The organism is Cognatishimia activa, from assembly GCF_017798205.1.
In the GTDB taxonomy this organism is placed as follows: Bacteria; Pseudomonadota; Alphaproteobacteria; order Rhodobacterales; family Rhodobacteraceae; genus Cognatishimia; species Cognatishimia activa_A.
The window spans coordinates 2,023,063-2,048,809 of the sequence record NZ_CP060010.1; the positions used below are offsets into that span (position 1 = coordinate 2,023,063).

The 25,747-nt window shown below is 52.8% G+C and carries 28 protein-coding genes and 1 tRNA gene; 20 read left to right on the forward strand and 9 right to left on the reverse strand.

Going from position 1 to position 25,747, the window contains the following annotated elements; all coding sequences use genetic code 11:
- Positions 1–17 precede the first annotated feature (17 nt).
- The gene (hisD, locus tag HZ995_RS09925) at positions 18–1,319 is read left to right on the forward strand and encodes a histidinol dehydrogenase (RefSeq protein ID WP_209355507.1); all 1,302 of its coding nucleotides are present in this window, start codon (positions 18–20) and stop codon (positions 1,317–1,319) included.
- A 228-nt stretch (positions 1,320–1,547) separates the two neighbouring features.
- Here hisD and HZ995_RS09930 read toward each other — a convergent pair whose 3' ends face one another.
- On the reverse strand, positions 1,548–2,306 hold the full coding sequence (locus HZ995_RS09930) for an SDR family oxidoreductase (RefSeq protein ID WP_209355508.1): 759 nt from the start codon (positions 2,304–2,306) through the stop codon (positions 1,548–1,550).
- A 125-nt stretch (positions 2,307–2,431) separates the two neighbouring features.
- On the opposite strand from HZ995_RS09930, the gene HZ995_RS09935 reads away from it, so the two are divergent.
- The 10 genes from HZ995_RS09935 to HZ995_RS09980 all read left to right on the forward strand — a co-directional run bounded on the left by HZ995_RS09935 (position 2,432) and on the right by HZ995_RS09980 (position 7,718).
- Positions 2,432–2,911 (forward strand): UPF0262 family protein, encoded by a 480-nt coding sequence (locus HZ995_RS09935; RefSeq protein WP_209355509.1) that lies wholly within the window; start codon positions 2,432–2,434, stop codon positions 2,909–2,911.
- A gap of 3 nt (positions 2,912–2,914) precedes the next feature.
- Positions 2,915–3,364, forward strand: coding sequence for a low molecular weight phosphatase family protein (locus HZ995_RS09940; RefSeq protein ID WP_209355510.1), 450 nt, complete (start codon positions 2,915–2,917; stop codon positions 3,362–3,364).
- Between the two features lie 23 nt (positions 3,365–3,387).
- Positions 3,388–3,984: a GNAT family N-acetyltransferase gene (locus HZ995_RS09945; protein WP_209355511.1), complete on the forward strand. Its 597-nt coding sequence runs from the start codon at positions 3,388–3,390 to the stop codon at positions 3,982–3,984.
- 183 nt (positions 3,985–4,167) lie between these two features.
- Positions 4,168–4,503, forward strand: a complete 336-nt coding sequence (locus tag HZ995_RS09950) for a DUF1330 domain-containing protein (protein ID WP_209355512.1) — start codon at positions 4,168–4,170, stop codon at positions 4,501–4,503.
- A gap of 83 nt (positions 4,504–4,586) precedes the next feature.
- The gene (locus HZ995_RS09955) at positions 4,587–5,468 is read left to right on the forward strand and encodes a carbon-nitrogen hydrolase family protein (RefSeq protein ID WP_209355513.1); all 882 of its coding nucleotides are present in this window, start codon (positions 4,587–4,589) and stop codon (positions 5,466–5,468) included.
- Positions 5,469–5,546: 78 nt separating this feature from the next.
- A complete protein-coding gene (gene infA / locus HZ995_RS09960) occupies positions 5,547–5,765 on the forward strand; it encodes a translation initiation factor IF-1 (RefSeq protein WP_007205486.1) in 219 nt (72 codons plus the stop codon).
- Between the two features lie 24 nt (positions 5,766–5,789).
- Positions 5,790–6,368, forward strand: a complete 579-nt coding sequence (locus tag HZ995_RS09965) for a Maf family protein (protein WP_209355514.1) — start codon at positions 5,790–5,792, stop codon at positions 6,366–6,368.
- Positions 6,365–7,387, forward strand: coding sequence for a ribonuclease E/G (locus HZ995_RS09970; RefSeq protein ID WP_209355515.1), 1,023 nt, complete (start codon positions 6,365–6,367; stop codon positions 7,385–7,387). The genes HZ995_RS09965 and HZ995_RS09970 overlap by 4 nt, the downstream gene beginning before the upstream one ends.
- Positions 7,384–7,566, forward strand: a complete 183-nt coding sequence (locus HZ995_RS09975) for a DNA gyrase inhibitor YacG (RefSeq protein ID WP_209355516.1) — start codon at positions 7,384–7,386, stop codon at positions 7,564–7,566. Before HZ995_RS09970 ends, HZ995_RS09975 begins: the two co-directional genes overlap by 4 nt.
- Before the next feature lie 77 nt (positions 7,567–7,643).
- Positions 7,644–7,718, forward strand: a tRNA-Phe gene (locus HZ995_RS09980).
- A gap of 603 nt (positions 7,719–8,321) precedes the next feature.
- Here HZ995_RS09980 and HZ995_RS09985 read toward each other — a convergent pair.
- Together HZ995_RS09985 and HZ995_RS09990 are read right to left on the reverse strand one after the other, a co-directional pair.
- Positions 8,322–9,785, reverse strand: coding sequence for an RES family NAD+ phosphorylase (locus HZ995_RS09985; RefSeq protein WP_209355517.1), 1,464 nt, complete (start codon positions 9,783–9,785; stop codon positions 8,322–8,324).
- A 78-nt stretch (positions 9,786–9,863) separates the two neighbouring features.
- A complete protein-coding gene (locus HZ995_RS09990) occupies positions 9,864–10,754 on the reverse strand; it encodes a hypothetical protein (protein ID WP_209355518.1) in 891 nt (296 codons plus the stop codon).
- Between the two features lie 346 nt (positions 10,755–11,100).
- On the opposite strand from HZ995_RS09990, the gene HZ995_RS09995 reads away from it, so the two are divergent.
- From HZ995_RS09995 to HZ995_RS10010, 4 genes are read left to right on the forward strand one after another with little or no spacing between them, the layout of a single operon-like run.
- Positions 11,101–11,664 carry a hypothetical protein gene (locus tag HZ995_RS09995; protein ID WP_209355519.1) on the forward strand — a complete coding sequence of 188 codons (564 nt, stop codon included), beginning with the start codon at positions 11,101–11,103 and terminating at the stop codon, positions 11,662–11,664.
- Positions 11,664–13,031 (forward strand): 7-cyano-7-deazaguanine synthase, encoded by a 1,368-nt coding sequence (locus tag HZ995_RS10000; protein ID WP_209355520.1) that lies wholly within the window; start codon positions 11,664–11,666, stop codon positions 13,029–13,031. The genes HZ995_RS09995 and HZ995_RS10000 overlap by 1 nt, the downstream gene beginning before the upstream one ends.
- A gap of 20 nt (positions 13,032–13,051) precedes the next feature.
- On the forward strand, positions 13,052–14,212 hold the full coding sequence (locus HZ995_RS10005; protein WP_209355521.1) for an XRE family transcriptional regulator: 1,161 nt from the start codon (positions 13,052–13,054) through the stop codon (positions 14,210–14,212).
- The gene (locus tag HZ995_RS10010) at positions 14,190–14,810 is read left to right on the forward strand and encodes a hypothetical protein (protein ID WP_209355522.1); all 621 of its coding nucleotides are present in this window, start codon (positions 14,190–14,192) and stop codon (positions 14,808–14,810) included. Before HZ995_RS10005 ends, HZ995_RS10010 begins: the two co-directional genes overlap by 23 nt.
- A 458-nt stretch (positions 14,811–15,268) precedes the next feature.
- On the opposite strand, the gene HZ995_RS10015 is transcribed toward HZ995_RS10010, so the two are convergent.
- Positions 15,269–15,487, reverse strand: a complete 219-nt coding sequence (locus HZ995_RS10015) for a helix-turn-helix domain-containing protein (RefSeq protein WP_209355523.1) — start codon at positions 15,485–15,487, stop codon at positions 15,269–15,271.
- A 200-nt stretch (positions 15,488–15,687) separates the two neighbouring features.
- Here HZ995_RS10015 and HZ995_RS10020 point away from each other — a divergent pair, with 200 nt between their 5' ends.
- On the forward strand, positions 15,688–16,410 hold the full coding sequence (locus HZ995_RS10020) for a restriction endonuclease (protein ID WP_209355524.1): 723 nt from the start codon (positions 15,688–15,690) through the stop codon (positions 16,408–16,410).
- Between the two features lie 223 nt (positions 16,411–16,633).
- On the opposite strand, the gene HZ995_RS10025 is transcribed toward HZ995_RS10020, so the two are convergent.
- The 5 genes from HZ995_RS10025 to HZ995_RS10045 all read right to left on the reverse strand — a co-directional run bounded on the left by HZ995_RS10025 (position 16,634) and on the right by HZ995_RS10045 (position 21,431).
- On the reverse strand, positions 16,634–18,898 hold the full coding sequence (locus HZ995_RS10025) for a phage/plasmid primase, P4 family (RefSeq protein ID WP_209355525.1): 2,265 nt from the start codon (positions 18,896–18,898) through the stop codon (positions 16,634–16,636).
- Positions 18,895–19,173: a hypothetical protein gene (locus HZ995_RS10030; protein ID WP_209355526.1), complete on the reverse strand. Its 279-nt coding sequence runs from the start codon at positions 19,171–19,173 to the stop codon at positions 18,895–18,897. The genes HZ995_RS10025 and HZ995_RS10030 overlap by 4 nt, the downstream gene beginning before the upstream one ends.
- An 80-nt stretch (positions 19,174–19,253) precedes the next feature.
- Complete coding sequence (locus HZ995_RS16215; RefSeq protein WP_209355527.1) at positions 19,254–19,502, reverse strand: helix-turn-helix transcriptional regulator; 249 nt, start codon at positions 19,500–19,502, stop codon at positions 19,254–19,256.
- Between the two features lie 44 nt (positions 19,503–19,546).
- Positions 19,547–20,176: a hypothetical protein gene (locus HZ995_RS10040; protein ID WP_209355528.1), complete on the reverse strand. Its 630-nt coding sequence runs from the start codon at positions 20,174–20,176 to the stop codon at positions 19,547–19,549.
- An 85-nt stretch (positions 20,177–20,261) separates the two neighbouring features.
- Positions 20,262–21,431 carry a tyrosine-type recombinase/integrase gene (locus tag HZ995_RS10045; RefSeq protein WP_209355529.1) on the reverse strand — a complete coding sequence of 390 codons (1,170 nt, stop codon included), beginning with the start codon at positions 21,429–21,431 and terminating at the stop codon, positions 20,262–20,264.
- A 373-nt stretch (positions 21,432–21,804) separates the two neighbouring features.
- Between HZ995_RS10045 and HZ995_RS10050 the strand changes: the two genes are divergently transcribed.
- The 4 genes from HZ995_RS10050 to HZ995_RS10065 all read left to right on the forward strand — a co-directional run bounded on the left by HZ995_RS10050 (position 21,805) and on the right by HZ995_RS10065 (position 25,217).
- Positions 21,805–22,266 carry a MarR family winged helix-turn-helix transcriptional regulator gene (locus tag HZ995_RS10050; protein ID WP_209355530.1) on the forward strand — a complete coding sequence of 154 codons (462 nt, stop codon included), beginning with the start codon at positions 21,805–21,807 and terminating at the stop codon, positions 22,264–22,266.
- Positions 22,267–22,436: 170 nt separating this feature from the next.
- A complete protein-coding gene (locus tag HZ995_RS10055; RefSeq protein WP_209355531.1) occupies positions 22,437–23,393 on the forward strand; it encodes an MBL fold metallo-hydrolase in 957 nt (318 codons plus the stop codon).
- Positions 23,394–25,010: an FAD-dependent oxidoreductase gene (locus tag HZ995_RS10060; RefSeq protein WP_209355532.1), complete on the forward strand. Its 1,617-nt coding sequence runs from the start codon at positions 23,394–23,396 to the stop codon at positions 25,008–25,010.
- Between the two features lie 3 nt (positions 25,011–25,013).
- Positions 25,014–25,217, forward strand: a complete 204-nt coding sequence (locus tag HZ995_RS10065) for a DUF2783 domain-containing protein (RefSeq protein ID WP_209355533.1) — start codon at positions 25,014–25,016, stop codon at positions 25,215–25,217.
- Positions 25,218–25,747: the final 530 nt, after the last annotated feature.

The window sequence follows — 25,747 nt, forward strand, 5'->3', positions numbered from 1 at the left end:
GCGCAAAGGAGAGCCCGATGCCTCAGTTTCTGAACGCGCAAGATGCAGATTTCGAAAGCCGTTTTACCGCCCTTTTGGGCGCAAAGCGCGAGGATAGCCCTGACGTTGACGCGGTTGTCGCGGGGATTGTCGCCGATGTTCAGGCACGCGGAGACGCCGCCGTCATTGAACTGACCTCGAAGTTTGATCGTTTGGATCTGACGCCGGAAACGCTTCGGTTTTCTGAGGAAGAGATCGACGCACTTTGCGCCCAAGTGACGCCCGACGAACGCGCGGCTTTGGAATTGGCGGCTGAACGTATTCGGGCCTATCACGCGCGACAAATGCCTCAGGATGAAAGCTGGACGGACGACAGCGGCGCCACCTTGGGCTGGCGCTGGACTGCTGTCTCTGCGGCGGGCCTTTATGTGCCGGGGGGATTGGCGAGCTATCCGTCCTCGGTTCTGATGAATGCGATCCCGGCGAAAGTGGCCGGCGTGGGGCGTCTTGCGATTGTTGTGCCGACCCCGGACGGAGAGGCGAACCCTCTGGTTCTATTGGCTGCGCGTCTCGCAGGCGTGGACGAGGTCTACCGGATCGGCGGTGCGCAGGCTGTGGCGGCTTTGGCCTATGGCACGGATATGATCGCGCCGGTTGATAAGATCACGGGGCCGGGCAATGCCTTTGTGGCCGCAGCCAAGCGCCGTGTGTTTGGCAAGGTCGGGATCGATATGATTGCAGGGCCGTCAGAGATTTTGGTGATTGCGGATAAGGACAACAACCCAGATTGGATCGCGCTGGATTTGCTTAGTCAGGCAGAGCATGACGAAAGCGCGCAATCTATCCTGATCACGGATGATGCATCCTTTGGGCAGGCGGTGTCGGATGCAGTTGATGCGCGTCTTGAAACGCTTGAACGGCGTGCGATTGCAGGCGCAAGTTGGCGTGACTATGGGGCCGTGATCACGGTGCCTGATCTGGACACAGCCGCCGCATTATCGGATCGGATCGCGCCCGAGCACCTAGAGCTTTGTGTCGCCGACCCGGATTGCTTGTCCGAAAAGATAACCCATGCGGGCGCGATTTTCCTTGGGCAGTTCACGCCAGAAGCCATCGGCGACTATGTCGGTGGACCAAATCACGTGCTGCCGACTGCGAGGTCGGCGCGGTTTAGTTCCGGCTTGTCGGTGATGGATTTCCTCAAGCGCACCACCCTGTCCAAGATGACACCAGAGGCCCTGCGCGCCATTGGGCCCGCCGCGGAAACCCTTGCGCAGAGCGAAAGTCTGGAGGCACATGGCCTGTCTGTAACAGCCCGCTTGGATGCGTTGAACAAGTAAACGGATATTGTTTGCCAAGAGGACGTCGGGCCCTTTGCTTTGCCTCGCTCCCTCAAGCTCAACGACGTGCGTTCCAGAGCATCCCCTGTTTACCCTTTAGATCCGGTTGAAACCGATCTTGGCAAAGGTCCTCTTGGCACGGCCATCGGCGTCCCCGCCTGTACCGCTCTATGGTTATGCCCGCGCGCCCCTAACAAAGGGTTAATGAAACGCATAAAATTGTACGGCCTAGTAGTGGGCGGTATAGCCGCCGTCGACCGCAATGATCTGGCCGGTCAGATAGGATGCCGCGGGCGAGGCCAGCATCAAAACGACAGGTGCGAGTTCCTCGGGCTCTCCCCAGCGCCCTAGTGCACTTGCTGCCTTTAATTTTTCCGCGAGTGCCGGATCGGTGCTTGCCGCGGCATTTGGCGCGGTCTTAAAAAACCCCGGCGCGACCGCATTGACGTTGATGCCATGGGGGCCGAGCTCTGCAGCCAGTGCCTTGGTCATGCCGTTGATGCCGCCTTTGGCCGTCGTATAAAGCGCGTCACCAGATTGGGCAATCAGGCCGGCGATTGACGATATGTTAACGATACGGCCATACCCTTTGGCTCGCATCTGTTTGGCCGCAGCTTGTGCCAGCTGAAACGGCGTCACCAGGTCCACGTCAAGCAGCCTTTGGATATCGCCCTTCGTAAATTGGTCCAGCGTGCGGCGATCACGAAGTCCGACGTTGTTGACCAGAATGTCCAGCCCGCCTTCAGCGACCATCCGTGCCATGAACGCATCGCGCGCTGTTGCATCGGCAACGTCGAATACAGCGGGACGCGCGTTCTCGCCAATCTCGGCAACAGCTTCGGCAACGGAACCTGCATTTCGGCCATTGACCCAAACCTCGGCGCCCGATTTCGCCAAAAGGGATGCGATCGAAAAGCCAAGCCCCGAGCTGCTGCCTGTCACCAATGCCCGTTGCCCATTCAGAGAAAATACGTCCAAATTCGCCATGTCGTTGCCGTTCCCTACGTAACACGGGTGATCTTGCCCGAAAAACTACCTGCGCCGCAATGCAGCATTGCTTGCGAACCTTCGTCAAGCTATGCCTGTTGCGAGAAAAAGAGTAGATATCCGCTATGAGCCGTATCAGCCGCATTGAAATCGACGATCGCAACCTGCCTCCGCCAACACCGGAAATCGAACAAGAGCGCCGTGTCGCAATGTTTGATCTGATCGAAGACAACACCTTTGCCTTGCCAAGCCGCGATGACCGCACCGTGCCCGACGGCCCCTATGCGGTCGAGCTGGCCATTCGCGACAAACGTCTGGTTTTTGACATCGAAACCGAAAGTGGCGACAAAGCCGCCGAGTTCCATCTGTCGCTGTCGCCGTTCCGTCAGGTGGTCAAAGACTATTGGCAGATTTGCGAAAGCTATTTTGATGCTGTGAAAAACATGCCGCCCAGCCAGATCGAAACCATCGATATGGCGCGTCGCGGGATCCACAACGAAGGGGCCCGGATCTTGGCCGAGCGTCTGGAGAACAAGGCGGATGTTGACAATGACACGGCCCGCCGCCTCTTCACTTTGATCTGTGTTTTGCATTTCGGCGGCTAGGGCATGACGCAAGAGCTCCCTCAATCGGTTCTGTTTTGCTGCGACCACAATGCGGTCCGCTCACCGATGGCTGAGGGAATTATGAAGCAGCTGTTTGGCATGGAAACCTATGTGCAATCGGCGGGCTTGAAGAATGATCTTGAGATCGACGGTTTTGCGATCACGGTCTGCCATGAGATCGATGTGGAGCTAGCCCGTCATCAATCCCGGTCTTTTGAAGAGATGGAGCAATTTGGCGACCAGCTCTCAAGCTTTGACATGATCATCGCTCTAAGCCCCGCAAGCTATGCGCGTGCTAAAGAGCTAACCAAGCTGTTTCATTTGGACGTACTGTTCTGGGACACCAGCGACCCGACCTCGACCGGGGAAACGCGGGAAAGCAAACTGGACGCGTATCGCAAGACCCGCGACGAAATCATTGCGCAGCTTAAGGCGCAATGGGGAAGTGCCTGAGGCACTGCCTGATCGGAGGTTCGATGCTGACCACTCGTGTGCTTGATCGTGCAGAATTTGACGCCGCTTTGGACGATATCGCGCAGCTGCGGATCTCGGTGTTTCGAGACTGGCCTTATCTGTATGACGGCTCTCTAGCCTATGAGCGAGACTACCTCAGTGTGTACCGCGACAGCGCGCACTCTGTTGTGGTTGGTGCTTTTGATGGGTCGCGTTTGGTAGGCGTGTCGACCGGCACGCCCATGCAAGATCATTCAGATGATTTCGGTGCGGCGTTCGAAGGTCAGGATATTGCCCTGGAACAAATGTTTTACTGCGCTGAGTCCGTCCTTTTGCCACAGTATCGCGGACATGGGCTGGGGCATAAGTTCTTTGACCATCGCGAGGCACACGCGCGGTCTTTAGGGTTCAAAAAGATCTGCTTTTGCGCAGTGCTACGCCCCGAGAATCATCCACTTCGCCCAAAAGACTATCGCCCGCTTGATGCGTTTTGGCGTGGTCGGGGGTATCGATCTATGGATGGTGTGCAGGCATCATTCAATTGGAAGGACGTTGATCAGTCGCAAGAGACTGAGAAGCGCCTGCAATTTTGGGCGCGCTCCCTTTTGGGTTGTGTCTAGTTACCCTTGGCTTGAATATTTCAACAATTGAATTAACGTCACGTGTTGGAAGGTCATGTTTTCTGGTCTTTCGAATTGCTGAAGTTCACATTCAAATAGTAGTATGTAAAGAGTACGCCTAAGGCCTCTTTCCGGGATTGATCCTGAGATACACGGCTAAAAGGCTTTAATCGGGGATGAACTATGACTGTGACTGTTGTCGCACTTGTGAGTGTTAATGAAGACGAACCCTTCGCTTTGGGAGAGTATTTCCGGATCACCGGCCCATTGCTGGAACGTGCGGGTGCTGAAATCGTCAAACGCTTTACGGTGAATGAGGTTGTGGTGGGCCATCGGCCTGCCAAGACTGTGATGATTGTGAAATACCCTGACCGTGCCGCGGTCGAAAGCGTGTTTGGCAGCCCGGAATACCAGAGCGTCAAAAAGATCAGAGATCAGGCGTTTTCTGAGTATCACGTTTCGATTGCTTCGGATGAGGATAGCGAAGCCGAAGAAGTCGCGGCCATCGACACAGCTTAAAGCATTTTGCGAGGCCTTGAGTTTACGGATGACCCCATCGCTTGCGCCAACTAGTCTTGGTGCAACGGATTAAGGAATAAGACGTGACAAAAATCGCAACGGCGGCCTATCCGATCGATTGGCTCGAGAGTTGGTCTCAGTTTGAAGATAAGCTGAGCAGTTGGGTCTATGAGGCCACTGGGGCTGGCAGTCGGTTGCTGGTCTTTCCGGAATATGGTGCCATGGAGCTGTCGTCTTTGGCGGGTAAAGAGGTCGCCGCTGACTTGCAAGGATCCTTGCGGGCGGTAGCAGAGCGCATCGACGATGTGGATCAATTGCACGCAAGCTTGGCGCAAGAAACTGGCAGCTATATTCTGGCAGCGTCTGCCCCTGTCTTGGGACAGGGCGCTCGCCCTGTAAACCAAAGCAGGTTCTTTGCTCCAAGTGGCGCGATGGTTGCGCAAGACAAGCAGATCATGACGCGTTTTGAACGCGAAGACTGGGGCATTCAATCAGGCGATCCGTTACAGGTGATCGAAACGGATTTCGGCAGGATCGGGATCCTCATCTGCTATGACAGCGAGTTTCCTTTGCTTGGGCGCGCCTTGTCTGACTGTGATGTGATCTTGGTGCCGTCTTGCACGGATGCCCTCTCGGGATATTGGCGTGTGCGTATAGGCGCGATGTCCCGCGCGCTTGAGCAGCAATGCGTGACGGTGATGGCCTCAACTGTGGGTGATGCTGCCTGGACACCCTCTGTAGATGCCAACGTTGGGGCAGGGGGCGTTTTTTGCCCGCCCGACAAGGGTTTGCCAGACACAGGCGTGATCGCCGAAGGCCAATTGAACCAGCCCGGTTGGACCTATGCCGAGGTCGACCTTGCCCAGATCGCCGAGGTGCGTCGGGATGGGCGCGTTCTGAACCGCAAGCACTGGCAAGAGCAGATTCCACGTGACAGCATGGCGATTACTCGGCAATTGCGCTAGATTCCCCTTGTAAACACACGAATTTGCGCCCATTTAGGGGCCGCCCACGCATGGTGGGTGTTTATCAATGGAGAGACCATGGCCAAGGAAGAATTGCTCGAATTTCCCGGTGTCGTAAAGGAACTCCTGCCAAATGCGACGTTTCGGGTCGAGCTGGAAAACGGCCATGAGATCATCGCACATACGGCAGGCAAAATGCGCAAGAACCGCATTCGCGTTCTCGCAGGCGACAAAGTTCAGGTGGAAATGACCCCCTATGATCTGACCAAGGGCCGGATCAACTATCGCTTTAAATAAGCCAAACTTGCTGGAGTCCGTGGTATGCGTTTGATCCTCGGATCCGGCAGCCCGCGCCGCCGTGAATTGCTGGCGCAGATCGGGGTGACGCCGGATGACATTCGGCCGCCCGATATCGATGAAACGCCTTTAAAGGGCGAGCTTCCCAAACCCTATTGCAGCCGCATTGCCCGCGAGAAAGCGCTTGCCACAGAGGCAGGCGACGCAGACGTCGTGCTTTGTGCGGATACAACAGTCGCGTTGGGACGTCGCATTCTGGGTAAGCCCGCCGATGCAGGCCAAGCTGCGGAATTCCTGATCTCGCTCGGTGGACGTCGCCACAAGATCATCACCAATGTTGTGGTGCGCAAAGGCGCGGACGTCTGGCAGCGCGATGTTGTCAGTGAGGCCAAGATGAAACGGCTCTCCGACGATGAACTCAACGCCTATCTCGCCTCAGGCGACTGGCAGGGCAAAGCCGGAGGCTATGCGATTCAGGGCCCAGCGGGGGCTTTCATTCCATGGATTTCCGGATCCTTTACTGGCATCGTCGGCCTGCCTTTGGCCGAAACCGCAGCGCTTTTGCAGGCCGCGGGTTACCCACTTTATAAGGACACGCCATGAAGGGCCGTCAGATCATCCTCGACCACCTAGACGGGCGCGAAGCCGCAGCCCTCATGGTCAATGGCAAACTGCATGATTTCCTGATCGACGGAGACGCCCCGCGCCCAGGTACGATTTATCGCGCTGTGGCCGATCGCCCGGTCAAAGGGCAGGGCGGCATGTTCCTGAAAACGCCCGATGGCAACGTGTTCCTGCGTCAGGTCAAAGGCCTCTCGCAAGGCCAGAGCCTGCTTGTGCAGGTCACAGGCTATGCCGAAGATGGCAAAGCGATTCCCGTGACGCAAAAGCTCCTGTTCAAAAGCCGATATGCGATTGTCACGCCTGGGGCTCCGGGCGTGAATGTCAGCCGTTCGATCCGCGATGACGACCTCCGTGACACGCTCAAGGGGATTGCCCATAGCGTGCTAGAAGACGACGCCCAGGGCCTGATCCTACGCTCAAGCTGCACCGAGGAAGAGAGCGACGCGATCGCTGAGGACATCGCCGAAATGCAGGTCATGGCGCGTGATGTTCTGGCCGACGCCGAAGGCCCAGCCGAAAAGCTCACCGACGGCGACGGCCCCCATGTCACCGCATGGCGCGAATGGACAGAGCCCGCAGATGTCGTGACCGAAAAGGGGTCCTTTGACGCCCTTGGTGTGCTCGACGCGCTCGAGGATCTGCAATCCCCCCGCGTTCCCCTTGGCAATGGCGCTTTCATGTTTGTGGAACCGACCCGCGCCCTTGTGGCCGTCGACGTCAATACTGGGTCCGACACATCTCCTGCGGCGACCCTCAGGGCCAATATCGCCGCCGCCAAAGACCTGCCACGCCAACTCCGCCTGCGCGGGCTCGGAGGCCAAATCACACTCGATCTCGCCCCAATGCCGAAAAAGGACCGCCGCGCCTTTGAAACGTCCTTGCGCGCCGCCTTCAAAGCCGATCAGATCGAAACCATCCTGGCGGGCTGGACGCCCTTGGGTCATTTCGAGCTGCAACGCAAACGCGAACGTCTCCCGCTTGCGGGGCTACTCTCATGAGTTGCCCAATCTGCCAAAAGCCCACGGAAAAACCCTATCGCCCCTTTTGCTCCAAGCGCTGTGCGGACATCGACTTGGCCAAATGGCTGAATGAAGACTATGCCGTGCCAGCCCGCGAAGAGGACCCGTTTTCCGAAGATGCCGAGGCGCAATCTAACCCCTCAGATCGCTTGCACTAATTTTTTTAAATTAGCCTCTGGACAGCCCCCGCCCCCTGTCATAGAACGCCGAAACCCGAACAGAGATGTTCACCCGTGCCCGGGTAGCTCAGGGGTAGAGCAGTGGATTGAAAATCCTCGTGTCGGTGGTTCGATTCCGCCCCCGGGCACCATTTAAATTAAGAAATATGTTGATAAACAGTGTGTTAAATGAATTTTTTGCACGTTTACCCACCTATGTGACCACCTTTTTCTGTTTGATGTGTTCCGAAAGTTAATAGTACCATCGCCGACTGGCGGAAAGCGAATGTTCGCTGCCGTTGCGAGCCGCTCATGTTAAGCGAAAATAGCCGACCTTCAGTTATTCCCCAAAAGAAGATCTTCTTGCTAAATGTGCAAGTGGCAAAGAGCGCAACTTTGCCGATGCTGCGACACGAAAAGATATATTGTCTTATCCTTGCCTAGCATCTTGCGCTCCAGCAGCCCCTTCCAGTGATTCCTGAAAACCCAGTCTGAAGGCGCAAAATCGCCATCTAAGCGTAAGCTCTCCAGATTTTGCTATCGAATGCGGGCTTGAATTTTGGACCGCTCTTTTCGAGTCAAAGAAGGCTCACGGGTTTTTGAGGGCTTCAACACCTTGGCTTTCGCGCCGCGTGCCCCGAGAATATCGCGACGGACTCACTAGCACAGCAATATCGAGGATGAACTGGCATCCCGTATGCTGGGTTTCTAACCTTCGGTGGGTTACCTTCCGACTAGCCGCTCTCCTCGCCCCCTTAGAAGGGTGGCACTCGCTTTTCATAACGAGTGCGCCTTACCCCGTGACTGAACGTTTCGATCTGAACGGCATTTATTTCGTGGACACGAACGGAATCCGTATCCACCTTGAGCGCGTCTATGCGCGGATCGGCGTCGAAGTTGTCTCTCCAGTCTACGGGAGGGCGCATCGATCTTCGCTTGGAAGACCCTTCGTCATTCATTTCCTCTTCGGGTGGCACTTCTTCCGATACAAAGTAGTCGGCCTCAGGGCCGCCTTCATACATGGAGTACAAATTAGCACGGATACTTGTGCCTTCTGGAAGGTCCAGTTTTTCGCAGCGTGAAGCCTTATGAAACAGGACAGCGTTGACACCCTCTCCGCCCACCTGGACGGAGGGAAATAAAATTCCGTCCAAAGGTACTTTGCTCTCCGTCGAGAGGTAGTCAGCAATGGCTTGGGTCGGTAGATATTCGAGCTCTTGATCGTCAGGCATCACGGGTCGCGCCATCTTTGAGCTCAGCGTTCTCAAGAACATCATGCGCCCAAGACGATATGCGTAGGATTGATCAAAGATGCTCCCACTTTCTTGAATCTCAGCTAGAGCTGAAAGATCGAGCAGACGGAGGGGACGGATCATATCGAACCGCGCAATCGCTGCTCGGCTTCCGACAGGAGGGCGCACTTCGGCCAATGCGATCTCCGGCGTTGTAGCACCATAGAAAACCGAAATGCCTCTCGCATTCATGCGCCCTGAAGCGGCAGCTGTGGCTGGCGGTGCCGCGAGCCCTAGGTCGGGACGCCTCATGGCTTCCAGTAGTGGTTCTTCGGATTGGAATACACGACCGCGGAAGAGGCTTGTGATCTCAGTATCAGGTCCTGCGCTTGCAATTAGCGAGCGACCATCATGCGTACGCATCTGGTCAATTTCATCAAAGAGGTCAGCAAGATAAGATGCTGCAGTTCTGCTAAAGAAACGAGCCTCGGTCTTGATCAGGCGTTCGAATTCGTCCCACTGGCTGTGCCATTGAAGGTTTTCCGGCATGATTTCTTCGTAGTGCGCGTCCGAAGAGAATTCGCACTCGATTCCAGCGAGGGCACTGTCCCAATCCTCGTGTCGATACTCCAAGACTGACTGCACGTCTCGGGCTATGTCTTCGCTCACGCGAGCTGCGTCAGCTATCGCCCAAACTGTTTCTTGACCCTCTCTGTACCAATCGTAGTCGCTTTCCTTGTCCTTAAGCATCATGCTCTGGAATGCATTCGGCTCAGTAGAAGTAAGCGAGAAGTGATCGTTAAATGCAGCTTCAATCTTGTTCGCCAGTTCATCAACTGTGACGCAGTTGCTTTCGTCCTCGCAGTAGTAGCACGCCTCTACTTCGCCCTCTTCTCGGATCAGTTCGGCCAAGTACTCTTCACTTGTGCAATTCGAGCACACCTTTCTCAATATGACTTCTTCATGCTCACTAAAACTTATCGTCATGGACGTTCCTAGCTTTTTTGCCGCAAAATCGAGTGGGACGGTGGAGTTCAAATGCTTGATGCATGGTGATCATCAGCTCTAAAGGCCCCACGCTTCGTCTTCATAGATTTCCTCGTAGGATTTGACCGTTACAAACTCGACGCCTAGTCGTTCGAAGAAAACCCTACGACTTTGGCTGTTCTCATTCTCCTTCTCGACAAACCAAGTTTTGGCACTGGGTTCGGATAAGATTTTGTGAAGCTTGGCGCGCTCAAGGAATAGCCACCTCAAGAGGTTTTCGTCCTTGCCGAAGGTGAACCCAAAGATCAAAATTGGACAGAAGAACAGAACGTCAAGCCACGTGTCTGATCCGCGCCATTGCGTGCTACCCTTTCGAATCTGGGCACGGAGGCTGTCTTCGATGTTATAGACCCATGAACGTGCCCGCTGGACTGAGCCCATATAGTGTGTGAGGCCTAGCCGTATGCTACGCCTGTACTTCATCATGCCATGGGCATGCCAGATGGCAAATTCATGCCTGGGCTGGTTAATCTCATGATCCGCGAAGTACGAATTCCAAGGATAAAAGTCGGTAAATCGTCGCTTTGGTCGAAATAGCTCGGCGTCTAAGGAGCGTGAAAGGTTCTCGTCAAAATTTACAGTAACGATGGGGCGGCGATATCTTCTCGCCCATCCGGCAATACGGGCATGATGCTCAGTCGGACGCCAGGTTTCCATCAAGTCGCAGAATTGGGTCTGCAACGTGCGGCGATCCTCAAGTGGCTTGGCGAGGTCGAGCACGTCAAAAAACTCCGTATTTGACATCTCCGCTCGCTCTTGTTCCGAGAGGCTAAGCCCTTGATGTTTCGCCAATGTGTCTAGGAGGTCATCCCAACTTGAGGTATCTCCACCACCATGCATGTTGATCCCATTGCCGATCAAAAGCGCAGGCTTATCTTTGTGTCTTAGAATATTGCTCATTGTCGTCATGCGATCATCTCTCCCTTCTGCGAACAACCTACAGCTAAATTCGGGACTTGCGATCCGATATTTTAGCATTTTGCCTTTTGTTCATAGACGTAGCGATAGTGTGAATATCGACTAAAGGGGCTGCGAAGCCCCTGCGAGTTAACGAGTTAAAAAGCTTCATCTGCATCTTAGAGGCCTGATGGTTTCAAGTTGATGCTCAAGGTATCGAAGCTGGATGGCCGATAAGGCAGGTTTTGCTCAAGATTGCTCGCCCGTTTCGGTGGCACACCGGTCGGGCGAGCCGAACGAAGCGTTAATTTGACATTGTCAGTAATTTTAAATACAAAAGCTGACATGGAGATGCGTCATGAGTGATGGACCACACAGAAGCTTGCCAATGCGAAACCACTGGAAATGCTTGGCTGAGCGCGCTGACAAGGCTGCCTATTCGGTCGCAGAAGTCTCCCAAGCTCTTCCTGCGGCCCTTTTGCAGGAGTTTCGTGAAGCGCCACTTGAGCAGTTGATGGGAGCGTTGGGCGTAGGTGAGCAACCAGTCTTGTTTGCGGAGCAAAGCCCGCAGGAACTCGATGCATTGAGAGCAGTGAGTCCGGGATCAGCTATCGGGAATGCACTGATAGACTGCGCGAAAGAAGCCATAGCCAACGGCATGTCGGGTGAAAACGCGTGCCTTCAAGCAATCGAAAGTGCGCTTGATCACTGCACGAGATCCGCCTTCCGCGGAATTGAAGAACACTACTATCGCCAAGCGCCAGACTATCGCGCCCGGTTTGTTCGCTCTCGGATGGACGATGCAAGAAATCGCAGCGATTTCAGGTCTCTAGCAAAATCGATCCTTAACTCGAAAGGAAAGAGCATGCAGGGCGGCACAATTTCCAAGCAAGATGGCTTGGATGAAGGGCCGGTGCTGTGATGAACCAGGTCCTACTATCATCGAATCCTCGCTCACTAGACGTTACAGTTCTGGAAGCGGCAAACGGAAAAGAACATGGTCCGGAAGTCTTGGTGCTCGGTAGCGACATCCAGTTTTCGACACATGCTCTTGAGTCCTATGCGACGTCGAATTGGGACCCCGTCGTTTTCGATGCGATGGTTGTCGCCGCTGCTGTCGAATACTGTGATCGAAGCTTGGTGCGTTCCAAACGATCATGGGCGCGGAGATTCACGATCAGGGTTCCAGTTCATGACCAGGATCGCTGGAACGCTCCTCAAGTTTCTTCGGCGTTACACGATGCACTCTGCTTTTTAACGGGGGACAGCTGGCATTTCCAATTCGTTTCGCGTGAAGAGAGCGAGGCTCCGCCTAGGCAAGGCTTTCTCGAAATGCCTCCAAAAACAGAAGCAACACTTGCGTTCAGCGATGGCATGGATTCACGGGCCGTCGCTGGACTTGTGCGCGCAGAGTTGGGGCAGGCGCTAGTAAGGGTCAGGCTTGGCTCCAAACGCTCGGATAGGCCTTCCAACGGAGAGCCATTTACAGTTATCCCGTACAAGCTAAAGAAGAAGCCGCACAACGCTGAGCCAAGCGCTAGGAACCGTGGGTTTCGCTTCGCGATTATTAGTGGACTCGCATCCTATATCTGCGGCGGGTCCCAGATTGTCATTCCAGAAAGTGGTCAAGGGGCGTTGGGTCCCGTGCTTGCGCCGGTCGCGCACGCTTACCCCGACTATAGAAATCATCCAGCGTTCCTAAGACGCATGCAAAGCTTTCTCAGCGCATTACTTTGTGTCGAAATTACCCATTCGTTTCCTCGCATCTGGTACACCAAAGGACAAACGCTTGCCGCGTACATCGCCCTTGGGACGGATCCTATGGAATGGAAAACGACACGCTCCTGCTGGAAGAGTGCCCAATGGAGCTCTGTCGATGGGCAGTTTCGCCAATGCGGCGTTTGTGCGGCATGTATGTTGCGGCGCATGAGCGTGCATGCTGCGGGACAGTCGGAGGTTTCCGATACTTACGTAGCGTACGATCTTTCGGCAAGCGACTTGGCGCGTAGCGTACCTGGCTCGTTCAAAAAAATGAACAAATCCTTTCGTGAATATGCCATTGCAGGAGTGCTCCACATGGATCACCTGGCTGATCTTACAAGGGAAGATGGGCACGCGATTCTAAGGCGTCAAGCGATCGAGATTGCTGACGCACAAGGCATGTCGGTTGAGCAGACAGAGCATAAAATCAGAGAAATGATCCAGCGACATGCCGACGAATGGAGTGCTTTTGTCGCTTCACTGGGAAGTGGGTCATTTGTAAAAAACTGGGTTCGAGGTGAGCGATGAGCAGTAGGCAAAAGTCGGTTTTGGATGACACTTCCGTTGGCGAAAGACTTCGGATTGCGCGTGAGAGTGCGCGCACTACGCAAGCAGAAGCAGCGGATACTATTGGCGTGGCGCGAACAACGCTTATCGCCATTGAGAAAGGGCAGCGAAGGATTCGAACACATGAGTTGCAGAAGCTTGCATCCTTGTATGGAATGTCTGCGAACGCACTGCTCAGGAGCGAAGCGGTCCATCTTGACCTAATCCCTCGTTTTCGAAAGTTGATGCAAAGCGCCGAAGACGATGTACTGGATGCAGTGAAGCTTCTTAACGATTTGGTGTGTTCAGAAGTGGAGCTTGAAGATGCTTTGGGTGTACGAAGACAACTAAGCTATCCACCGGAACGACCACTGCTTCCCGGCAACGTAAGGGCACAAGCCGAACAAGATGCCCAAGAACTCCGAGATTGGCTTGGACTGGGATCTGGACCGTGCTTCGACATCATCTCGATCCTTGAGCTTCAAATCGGAATTCGCGTTTTTCTGAGACCGCTTCCGCCGAAGATATCTGGTCTCTTTGCGTATGATGAAAGAGCAGGAGCTTGCATGCTTCTGAATTCGAACCATCCCCCAGAACGGACTGTTCAAACGGCACTACACGAATTGGCACATTTTATCTCGGCTCGGCGTCAGCCTGAGGCACTGCTTTCGGAGAAAGAGCACAATTCTCGAGATGAAGTTTATGCCAACGCCTTTGCGAGATGCTTTTTGACACCGGCTAGAGCGGTGAGGCAACGCTTTGCGGAGTTAACGGCAGGCCAATCACGACTTACACGTCGCCACATAATTCTTCTAGCTCATGCCTTTGGTGTTTCGCGAGAGGCAGTGACGCGTCGCCTTGAAGAGCTTGGTCTTGCAAAACGGGGGACATGGGACTGGTTTATAGCCAATGGAGGCATTTCAGATGAACAGGTTCGGCAAGTGGTGGGTGATGGCTCGGAGAGGTCGGTAGACGCTTTCAAGCCACGCGGTCCAATCCCTCCACGCATCGCGCTGTTGGCTACGGAGGCATGGAAACAGGGACTATACAGTGAAGGACAACTGTCAAGTTTGCTTGGCATAAGTCGTTTCGACATACGTGCGCTTGTCGATGAAAATGGCAATGAGGAAGGCGAGGCTGATGAGTTGTTCAAGCTTTCCTGATCCGTATCGAACGGCGTTTGTTGCAGACACGAGTGTGTTAATTAACCTGGAGGCCTCCGGCCATGCAGGAACCATTATTCAGGCAACTACCGGCGTTTTGCTGACAACTAAGAATGCCTTTGATGAGGTCTTGGCGGGCGAGTTGCAAGGTTATTCAACGGCTGTCGAACTTCGAGATCTTTGCAATTCCGGTGCGCTTGAAATCGTCGAGTTGGGAGGAGCCGAAGAAGCTGTCTACAGATCGCTGGTCGAAGGTCCAGCCGCACAGACACTCGGTGATGGAGAAGCCGCCACCCTTGCATATGCTGTGGAGAACGATGCTGTTGCTCTGATAGATGAAAGAAAGGCGCAACGGATTTGCAGAGAGCGTTTTGGCGGAACGCAGGTGACAACAACCACGGACCTGATCCTGCACTCAAATGTCGTCGCAGAGCTTGGCGATGAGCAGCATGTAGCTGCTGTTCATGCCGCTCTCACAAAAGCCAGAATGCACGTGCCTCGGCACCGGGTTGCAGAGGTTGTAAAGCTTCTTGGTGTCGAGCGTTCAGTAGATTGCCCAAGCCTGCCACAAAACGCGATTGGACAATCCGCTCTTTGAAGGCCGGTCGCGCTGGCCTCAATGGAATGGTCTGGGTTTCTCCGGGTTTGACCCAGATTCGGTCGAGGGAATCGCTTAGAGGTAAGGGCAGCTTTCAAGAGCTCTCTTTCTTGTCCGACTGTAGGTGTCGCCATGCCATGGCGTGCTTCTGCGCTTGGGTTTCTCGCCGTCGAGGTCAAACTGTCGGGTTATGTGATGCCACAGAACACGGCGATTCTGAGAAGGGTCGACAGGTGCGGATTCAACGTCCGCAACTCACAAAAGCAATCGCCCTGTGACAAAAACCGAATTTCGCCGGAAAGCAAGGGCTATGACTACCTCGTTTTATTCAGAACAGCTGACTGCTATGACGAAGTTGCGTCGCAGCATTTGTTTTTTGATCTGAGCGGCGGTTTATGGTCATTCGAACCATTATTTGTTCTTTACCCTGAGGCATATCAACCATGTTTTAGCATAGTCTAAAGAATAAACAGTTCGGAGAGGCTCATGCCAAGCGCCTGCGAGATTTTCTCAATGTTAACTAACGCGATGTTGCGCTGACCTCGCTCAACACCACCCATGTAACTGCGATCCAAGCCACACTCGTCCGCGAACGCTTCTTGGGAAAAGCCTTTTTCGGTCCGAAGTGTCCTGATGCGATTACCGAATTTCTTCCTTATGTCAGCCTGTTGATCCACACCATTTGGTGTGCCCGGTTGATGTTTATATGGCCACGGACTATAAGTACCATGGAAAACGTCGTAGTTAATTCTCAGCCAAGGCCATCAAGCCGAGGGGCGGGACGCTATCGACGTCGCCACGAGGTTTTGAGCATATGTATGTTTTATGGCGCGTTTTCCGAACACTTTCGATAACAGCGCTCTTTTGGGGAGCGATTATGTTCTTGGCAGTTGCTTGGGATTTTGGCAGCTATCCAACGACCACGGTAATTTGCAGTTTCTTGGTAGCGCTCGCTTTTGACGTGCATTGGGCAAATCAGCGATCCAGTTTTCTTGGCACCATTGAAACATTGCCTTTGTTGGTGGCCCAAAATGAAGGCGTTCTTCTGCGCAAGCTAGACCAAGCAATCGTCACGAACGACTATGGTGCCATCATCGCGGATAGCACGCAGTCCGTCCTTACTGAATTTCGGAATAGCTGCGGTATTGCTGTCAATGACAACAAGATAACCAAGATAAACAAAATCATCTTGTTTGAAGCCCAACGGCTAAAGAACGAACGCAAAAACACAGGGTTTGATCCTGAGATTTTGCCAACCGATGGCTTTGAATTCGAGCATTGGGTTGCAGAGGCTTTTGAAAAGTTCGGATGGCAAGCCAGTGTGTCCAGCGCGTCTGGAGATCAAGGGATCGACGTTCATCTTAAAAAATCGGGCTTGAAAGTGGGTGTGCAAGCAAAACTTTATTCAAAGCCTGTCGGCAACAGTGCTGTTCAAGAGGCGTTGGCTGGCAAGGTCTACTTTGGTTTGGATCGCGTTGGCGTATTGTCGAACGCTGGGTTTACACCAAGCGCCAAGAAATTGGCGCAGGCAAGCGATGTGGTTTTGATGAGCCCGCACGAAATCCCAAACGCGGACGCTTTACTGTTAGCTCAAGCGTAACAATGGGTTTTGGGTCCTCCTAGGCGAAGAACGCGACGCGGGGTACGCGCGAGCGCGGAAGTTTTCTAGCGACATAATTTTTCAGCGAATGGTAGTGACACATGTTTTGGGACGGTTGGGACAGTTCCTAGGCTATAGCGCACATATTCGCCGTTTCGTTGCCAATGGCTATGTGCCCCATAGAAGAAAAACTGTCCCTACTGTCCCAAGTCGTTTTCACTGATCATGGAAATGAGGCGCTGGGCAGGCCTCTATTGGGTCTTAACCCCTTAAATCCACGTTCGCTACCGGACCTATAGCTCTGATAACCACGTTTCTTCATTTCTTTGCTAAGGGATGCCTTCGACCATGTGCCCAAGCCCTGTGACATAAGAAATGTTTGGAACATGCTGTGCAGTTCAAGGTTGCACACACGTCCGTTGGGATCGTCAGAAAATCGTTCCTTCAAGAAGGTGCCCAAGGTGTCTTCGGCTTCGAGATAATCGGTTGTTGACGCTTGAACGACCTTGGGAATTTTCAGGCCGTCTCTATGCCAGTTAACGGCCCCTGTGATAATCCACCTCAAGATAGCAGGGCCCTCTTCGAGCAGTTTGTCACTCAAGTTGGGATCGACTTCTTCAACCGGTATCGTAACCTTGAATGGGATGACACACATGCGACGTCGCATTGCTTCATCAATGCCGCGAATTGATGGGGCGTTGTTTGCATCGACGATCAAAGTGCATTGCGGCTTGAACGTAAAGTTATCTTGTCGCATGTATCGCGCTGTGATGGGGTCACCCCCGGTGATTTGCTTGACCAAGACTTCGTCCCAACTTTTACCAACTGGTATTTCCGAAGCGCGGGCAAGACGTGCGTTGGATAAATAAGCCAAATCTGTAGCGTGTTGTTCTGTCTTCTTGTCCAGTAGTAGCTTGGGCGAAATGACCCGCGCATATTCATTGGAGAAAATTTCCACTAGCGTGTTAAGCCATGTGCTTTTCCCATTCCGCCCAGCGCCATAGGCAAAGAACAGCTTGTGTTCTTTCGTTGAACCTGTCGCAGCGTACCCGCTCAACCTTTGCAGAAACTCAATAACCTCAGTGTTGCCCTCGCTGATCGAATTGAGGAATTCCAACCAAACCACAGGTTCGGACGCTACGGGGGAAGGGTCGAATTTTGTTGAGCAAAGGAGGTAATCGTCATGTCGACGTGGTCTGATTTGGCCAGTCTTCAAATCAACTATGCATCTCGGTGTGCCGAGCAGAAAAGGGTCTTCGTCCCATTTTAAGAGGCGTCGTGTTGCACCTTCATTTGTTTTCATAAACGCATTGACCGCCATCACCGTCTTTTGGTCGCCAAGGCGCTTGCGCTTGGATGTGTCACCGGAATCGGGAATACGGCGAAGGTCACGGCGCAACCTTGTGATTTGGTCATTTTTGGTTGTTGCCCGCGCCCAACGCTGCCCGTTCCATTCAACCCAGCGGTCTTCCTCAGGGATATATAGCATTTCGCCTGCCCAAAACTGTTTGAAAATATGTATCGCCAATTCATCATGACTCATGTCTGGATGCAGTACGGGGTTCTCGTCAGCCGTTGTTTTCGGCTTTGAGTAAACGCTCTTACACAATTTGATTGCGTTTCGTATCGTTCTTGCCCTGTAGTCCGGGCGGCTTTCCCACTTGTCACGCATCAAACCTGAACGCCGAAATAGGCGTTCCATGCGCTGGGCGTCTCGGCCTGTCCAAAATGCAAGATGCTGTGCTAGCGCTGCGTCTGCCGCACTATGATCGAACGCGCGTTTATCATCGGGGTACTTTGCACCTAGTTTGCAACCATTGGCGCGCCAAAGATCACTGAATCTAACGCCGCCAAACGCCGCACTTGCCGAGCAAGACTTGAGCATCAATTCAAGCAGTTCGTTATCATCTTCGGGGCCGTCGTAGCCACCGTCACGTCCTTCTCGAAGCGAACCCGTGTCCTTCTCCCTATGTGGCACCACATGAAGTAAATGATCGGTCCAGTCGCGGTCGTTTGCTTCGTATTTGATAGGCACAAGCCCGTCTTTGGACAACGCAACAAATCGTTTGTCGGTGTAAAACTCACGGTCTCCATTCCACTTGTTGCGAAGGACTTGTAGGCGGGACGGGTCACAACGACCAATGATGTGCAGACCGTTACCGCTTGTTGAGAGTTCCCCTAGCGCGCCCGCGAAACCGAGGAATAGCTTTTCTACGTCGGGTTTCCATGCGCCTGTAGTGTCCTTTCCATCGTCAATGTCGATGAAAAAGTATCCTTCCCCATTTAACACCCAGCCAATTCCATAAGGTTTGTCTGGCCGTGTTTCGTCCCATTTGGCAAATGGGACAACGTCTGCATGGCCACGCCAATTCTTAGGATCATGCGCATTTATGTTTCGGCCATACTCATCACACGGGATCTTCTGCCATTTGCCGTTTTGAGCGTCCCAAGTTCGTCGATATAGGATAAAACGCGGTGGTAAGTTCATTGGGTTCTCCCTGTCAGAGAAGCTATTGCCTGAACGTGATCAGCCATCGAACGTGCTAACCGTTCTGCATCTGAAACTGGCAATGCAACGCCAAAACGCATACCTGTTGCACCGTTTTCAAAACCAAGAAAAATAGCATCGTCAAATGGGATTAGAACGGTTTTCGTTGGGCTTTCATGCCATGCATTGGTGAACCACTCGTGGAGGTCATTGGCCATCACCAGTTTGACTATGGAACGGTCTCGTGGCGTATTGCGATTGTTGTTTGAAGTCATGGTGCTTCCTTTTAGAAAATTACGCACGAAGCCCGAACCTAGCCCGAACCATACTTTTCCGGGCTAGGTTCGGGCTTTTGTTATTCAGCGGGTTCACCTTGTGAGTTTGTAAGGGAAGCGCCCGCCAAGCGGGCATCGAAGGCATCTAGATCAGAGTCGCGCCAAAGGATACGATGACCAACTTTAACAGGGCGAGGAAAGCCAATGCTCGGCTCGTCCTGCCACCTATAAAGAGACGAGCGGCTAATCTGGTAGCGCTCTTGGACTTGGTTGCTTGAAAGGTAGACCATGTAAATGTTCCCAGTTGTTTCAACTGGTTTCATGGTCATTTAAAAAGCAACATCCAGCACGGACGGGATATTAACATTTATAATCAGAATCTTGCTGAATTCGAAAGTGCGCGTTCAGCTTCTTGCAAACGCCTGAGCAATACCTTCTTGGCTGCGTCATCTGAGCCAATATCAGGCAAAATGTAAGCAAAGGCAAATTTCTCAAACGCGCTTTGAGCCTCATTTCCTTCGCCTTCGGACGTTGGACGCGTGTGCAATACTTTCGCCTTCATCCCGCATTCGCGAAACACTTCTCGCACCAAGTAAACAGCAATTGCTTCTGGCCTAGGTTGTTTGATCGTAATGCACTGGCCCCCGTTGCGAAGTAGACGTCGATAGACTTCAACCCGTTGTTTTACTGATTTTCCGTTCTGCGCTTCGTCGAGTGTATTGACCATAATTTGCTCAAAAACACTTTCGTCAAAGCCGGGAAGGTTTCTCATGAATTGGCTAGGTGTCCACTTGTCGTGACCCGCCAAAATGATGTGGTCGGGCAAGCCACCTGTCACGATCTCAAATATACGTGTCGCCTTTAGTTTTGTTGCCTCAAGTGTGGCGGCCTGCTCTTGAGATGAGACAAGTCTTAAGGCTTCGATAATCCTTTTTTTACCCTTTTCGCCAAAGCTCAACGATCTGTCACCTTTGGCCTCGGCAGTCGCCATCGCCTCAAACATTGACCACTCTATACTGGCTTCCTCCGGGTGAGGGCAGGTTGTAGAAATAATGACAGGTAATCTTCTTGGATTGGCGCTCATCGGCTCAAGCCGAACCCGTTACGTGGTCTGCCCAGCGTTGCATAATGCGGCGCCGTTGGTCGAGATAGTCAGTTCGGCGGTAGGCACGTTCAACCGCCGTGCCCGTAACGTGCGCCAAGCAGGCTTCTGCAACCTCTCTTGGCGTATCGGTTTGTTCTGCGCACCATGTCCTAAAGCTGGATCGAAAACCATGAGGTCTGGCCTCCAAGCCTCGGCGATCCATTAGTCGGGACATCGTGGCATCTGATATCACGCCTTTCCGCTGGCTCGGAAACAAATAGCCATCTCGCGCCATTGGTTCGGCTCTGCAAATAAGGTCTAGTGCTTGCGTTGATAGCGGAACTCGAAAATCGTTTGTTGTACCGATGCGTCCCTTCATGTCGTCCGCTGCAACTGTCCATACGTCGCTATCAATTTGGTCTAAACGCAAAAATCGTAGCGGTCGCGTGCGAGTGCCTACAGTTAGGATTAGCAGTTTGAGCGCCAAATGGGTCACTGTGTCGCCGTCCAAGCTGGCATAGAACTCCGGGACGTCTTGCCATCGCATGAACGGGGTATGTTTCACCTTTTTTCGCTGGGCACCCAGCAGTGCTTTGGCTTTGTCCGCAGCTTGTAGATCGACATCCAAACCTAAGGCAGCGCCGTGGTGCATACAAATGGACAAGCGATTAAGTGCTTTCTTGGCGGTTTCCACCTTTTCATGCCAGATTGGTGCTAAGGCATCGCGGATGTCTCGCTGGTCAATTTCGGCAATCGGTATCCGGCCAAGTTTCGGTAGAACATGCAATTCGAGAGGCGAGAACCAACGCCCTGCCTTGCCATCTCCCTTTAATTCCGCCTTGCGCGCTTCAAAGCAATCACTGGCCACATCTGACAGGATGTGGAGATTGCGCTCCGCTTCCCGACGCTCCTTTTCTCGCTGTTTGATGGGATCAACACCAGACTTCGCAAAACTGCGCCACCGCTGAGCCTCTTGCCGCGCATGCTTTAGCGAAATAGTCGGCGGCGAACCCAAGCCCATCTCGCGCCTCCTGCCGTGAACGCTGACCCTTAAGAACCATTGTGATCCGCCGTCTGGTCTTTTGTGTAGCCAAAGCCCACCTCCGTCGGAGTGTTTCCCGACGGGTGCTGATTTAATAAATGTTGCCGACAGTTTGTTCAGGGAGTGCCCCATCTGTATCCACCAATTTGTCCACCCTTTTATTTGGGATGCAGTGAGTCATTATGCAACAGGATGGAACATAGATTTGTATTTAAGCCATTGATTTAAAATTACAATAATGCAACTTGAAATGCCGTGGGACACGAGTTCATCGTCGCCCCCGGGCACCACAAATTCAAAGACTTAGACAATTTGTGTGTTTGCTGAGCGCGGCTTAGGCTCTGAGTATTGGTCGGTCTTTGAAGAGCAACTTAGTTGTTTGGGACGTTTTGTTAAATCAGCATAGAAAAGCTGTAAAAAGAAAAACCCAAAAAATTTGTCATACCGATCATTCCGTGCCATTTCCTTTTTCAAGCAATCTAGCAACCACTTTGAGGGGCTGGGAATGACAGAGCAAATACAAGCATTCGAACTTGCAGCCTACATTCCATATAAACTGACTTTGGCGGCTGAAAAGCTGAGCACCGAATTTTCCGCGAGGTATCGTGATAAGTTTGGGATCACCATTGCCGAATGGAGGGTGCTGGTTCACGTTTCCGATGCCGGGTCGGTTTCCATTCGGGACATTCATCAACGTGTGCATTTAGACAAGGTCACTGCGAGCAGGGCGGCTTCAAAATTGGTGAAGGCAGGTATCTTAATAAAAGACAAAAATGAAATGGACCGTCGCCTGGTTGCACTAACGCTTTCGAAGCAAGGCGAAGAAGTAATGCAGGAAATTCTGGCTATTGCGGTCCAATTTCAAAACCAAATTTCCGAGTTGCTGAGCACCGATGCGGACAGTTTCATTGGCGCATTGGATCGTATTTTAGATGTGGATCTGGATACGGAATATTCCGAGCCTTAGTTTGTGCCAAGTAGTCTACAAAATAGCGCTATGTTTGCGTGTCTGCTGACGACACAAGTGCATCTAGGTTACTTGACGTGCGTCCTTCTATTTTGACTTTCTAATTGACTTTCATTTCACCTGAAACAAAAATCGTTTCAAATGAAATGAAAAGTGCGGGGTGATGAAACATGGCAAAAGCATTCGCTAGCCAGGGCGATATGTCCGAAAAGAAGACCTCTTTCACTCAGATTGGAGAAGGTCTTTATGCGTTCACTGCGGAAGGTGATCCAAATTCCGGCGTGATCATAGGTGATGACAGCGTCATGATTGTTGAGGCGCAAGCAACTCCGCGCCTTGCTCAAAAGGTCATAGATTGTGTGCGCACAGTTACGGACAAGCCTATTAGTCACGTTGTGTTGACGCACTATCATGCTGTGCGGGTTCTTGGCGCAAGCGCATTTGGCGCAGCTCAAATCATCATGTCAGACAAAGCGCGGGCCATGGTTGTCGAACGAGGGCAGCAAGATTGGGACAGCGAGTTTCAACGTTTTCCACGCCTCTTCGAAGGGCATGAGAGCATTCCGGGACTGACGTGGCCTACGACAACGTTCAGTGATGAAATGACGGTATATCTCGGTAATCGAAAAGTGGTGATCAATCAGATCGGCCGAGCTCATACAGCCGGAGATAGCGTGATTTGGGTTCCCGATGGCCAGACGATGTTCACGGGAGATATCGTTGAAAAGCACTCCGCGTGTTATTGTGGCGATGGCCATTTCGCAGATTGGGGCAAAACTCTTGATCGGGTGAAAGCTTACGACCCGCAATTCATTGCACCAGGTCGTGGTGATGCGCTGGTTGGTCGTACGGCCGTAGAAGAGGCGATCGAGCTCACCCGAGATTTTGTAGACTCAACATTCCAGCCAGCGGCAAAGGTTGCAGCTCGGGGGGGATCTTTGAAAGATGCATGGGATGCGGTTCGGGCTGAATGTGATCCTAAGTTCAAAGACTATGCCATTTACGAGCACTGCCTGCCTTTCAACGTTGCTCGCGCATACGACGAAGCGCGGGGCATCGACACACCGCGGGTGTGGACGGCTGAGCGCGATCTTGAAATGTGGGAAGCCCTTCAAGGGGGCGCATAGATGGTCAAAGAGCGCTACCAAACCGCGTTTCAGCTTTACCCATACAAACAAGTTGGTGATCAGTCTGCGGCGACAGTGCGCCGCAATTCCGTTGTTATCGTTGGCGGGGGTCCCGTTGGCCTGAGCCTTGCTTTGGATCTTGGGAAAAAAGGTACAGAGTGTTTGCTCTTAGATGATCACGACGGCGTGGGTATGGGAAGCCGTGCGATCTGTTTTGCAAAACGCACCTTGGAAATTTGTGACCGCCTGGGATGCGGAGAGCAAATGGTAAACAAAGGCGTGGTTTGGAACATCGGTCGGGTGTATCGCAACGAGCGCGAGATATACAATTTTGACCTGCTGCCTGAAGAGGGGCACAAAAATCCCGCCTTTATCAACTTGCAGCAGCCTTACTTTGAAAAGTTCATTGTCGAAGAAATTCGGGCACAGCAATCCAAAGGAGCACCGATCGAGATTCGTGGGAAAAACTGCTTAATAGGTCTCACGCAAAAAGGCGATCACGTCTTGCTGGACGTTGATACACCAGATGGCCCCTATCAAATAGAAGCAGAGTACGTCGTTGCTTGCGACGGCGCTTCGTCTCCGACGCGTGAACTGCTGGGCTTGGGTTTTGAAGGGCGTGTGTTTGAAGACAATTTCCTAATTGCCGACATTAAGATGAAGGCCGACTTCCCGGTCGAACGTCGTTTTTGGTTTGACCCACCCTTCAATCGCGGTGAAACGGCATTGCTTCACAAACAGCCCGATGATGTCTGGAGATTAGATTTCCAATTGGGGTGGGGCATCGACCGCCGCGCGGAAATGGACCCAGAGAAAATCAAGTCCCGAGTTTCGGCTATGATTGGGCGGGATATCGAGTTTGAACTCGTATGGACATCGATCTACACATTTCGCTGCGCAACCATGGAAAAATATCGACACGGACGTGTATTCTTTGCCGGTGACAGTGCGCACCAAGTTAGTCCATTTGGAGCGCGCGGGTGTAACGGTGGCATCCAAGATAGTGACAATTTGGCTTGGAAACTTGCGATGGTCCTAAAGGGTCAAGCAGATGACGCCTTGTTGGATAGCTATCACGAAGAGCGCAAGTATGGCGCAGAAGAAAACATTTCCAACTCGAGTAGGACCGCAGACTTTTTGACGCCACGCAACACCGCGCACGCGCTGTTTCGGGACGCGGTGTTAGATCTTGTCGAGGACTTCGAATTTGCGCGTCCGCTGGTGAATTCTGGTCGGCTTTCGAACCCGTGTACCTACGACGGTTCTTCACTGAATAGCCCGGATGCTCTGCCGAATGGACCTGCGCGCACGCGACCAGGAAGCCCTTTGCCCGACGCGCCCTTGGAAGAGGGCTTTCTGTTGGACAGGATGTCCTCAGGCTGCTTCTCGGTATTGGGGATAAACTGTGATCTACCAGAAAGCATCGCAATTGGGGCGGATACGATATCTTGCCTGTCGCTGAAGGCCGATGACGGCCTTCTGGCCGAGCGTTTTCTGGGTCAGGGCGAAAGCGCAGTTTTGCTAATCCGACCTGACCAGCATGTTGCAGCGCGGTGGCCGGCACTGGATGTCACTGCTCTAGAGCTTGCAATGAAAACGGCAACCGCGAGGAATTAACTTATGGCAAAGCTTATTCTGTCGCCCAATTTAGAAGACGCAGACGGGTTCTACGAAGCACTATTGAACGTGCACGAGGGGCTTGAGGACGAAGAAACACATGCTCTCAATGCTCGACTGGTTCTGGTTCTTGCAAATCACATCGGCAACAACGAAATATTGGCAGACGCGATAGCTGCGTCTGCCGAAGCCCTAAAATCGAGATGATTTTCTTTTCTCTGTTTCGAGGAATTGCGTAGCCGCGCTGAGGCAGATTACGATTTGTCCATCGGGAAATAGGCTTGCATGTGCCCAGCTTGTTTTTCACAGGGCAATCCGGAGCCAATGGTACAAAACTGATCAGCCCAACTTGTGAGGTCCAGTTTGACCGATAGTGGATTATTGGCCTGGGTTCCATCGGGACGATGGTTTCCGGGGCCGATGGGCGGTAGCCCAATGCACTGTGTGGTCGTTTCGGTCTCGTAGTTCGTCTCCTTTGCTGCAAAATGCTTTCAAAAGAGCGACATCAAACCGCAACACGTCCAAATCTAGCGAGTGATCCAGATGAGATGCTGAACTTGATCAATGACCCTGTGCACAAAGATGAACAAGACTATCTGATAGATCTTTTGAACAAGCGTCCAGACGAAATGCGCCCCATCCAAACGCAAGTCGGGATGGCAAAGGGTTTAGTCACCCAGGCATTTCAAGTGTCATCGTCGGTCCGTGCCAAAGCAATTGCAACATAGTGCGCGCAC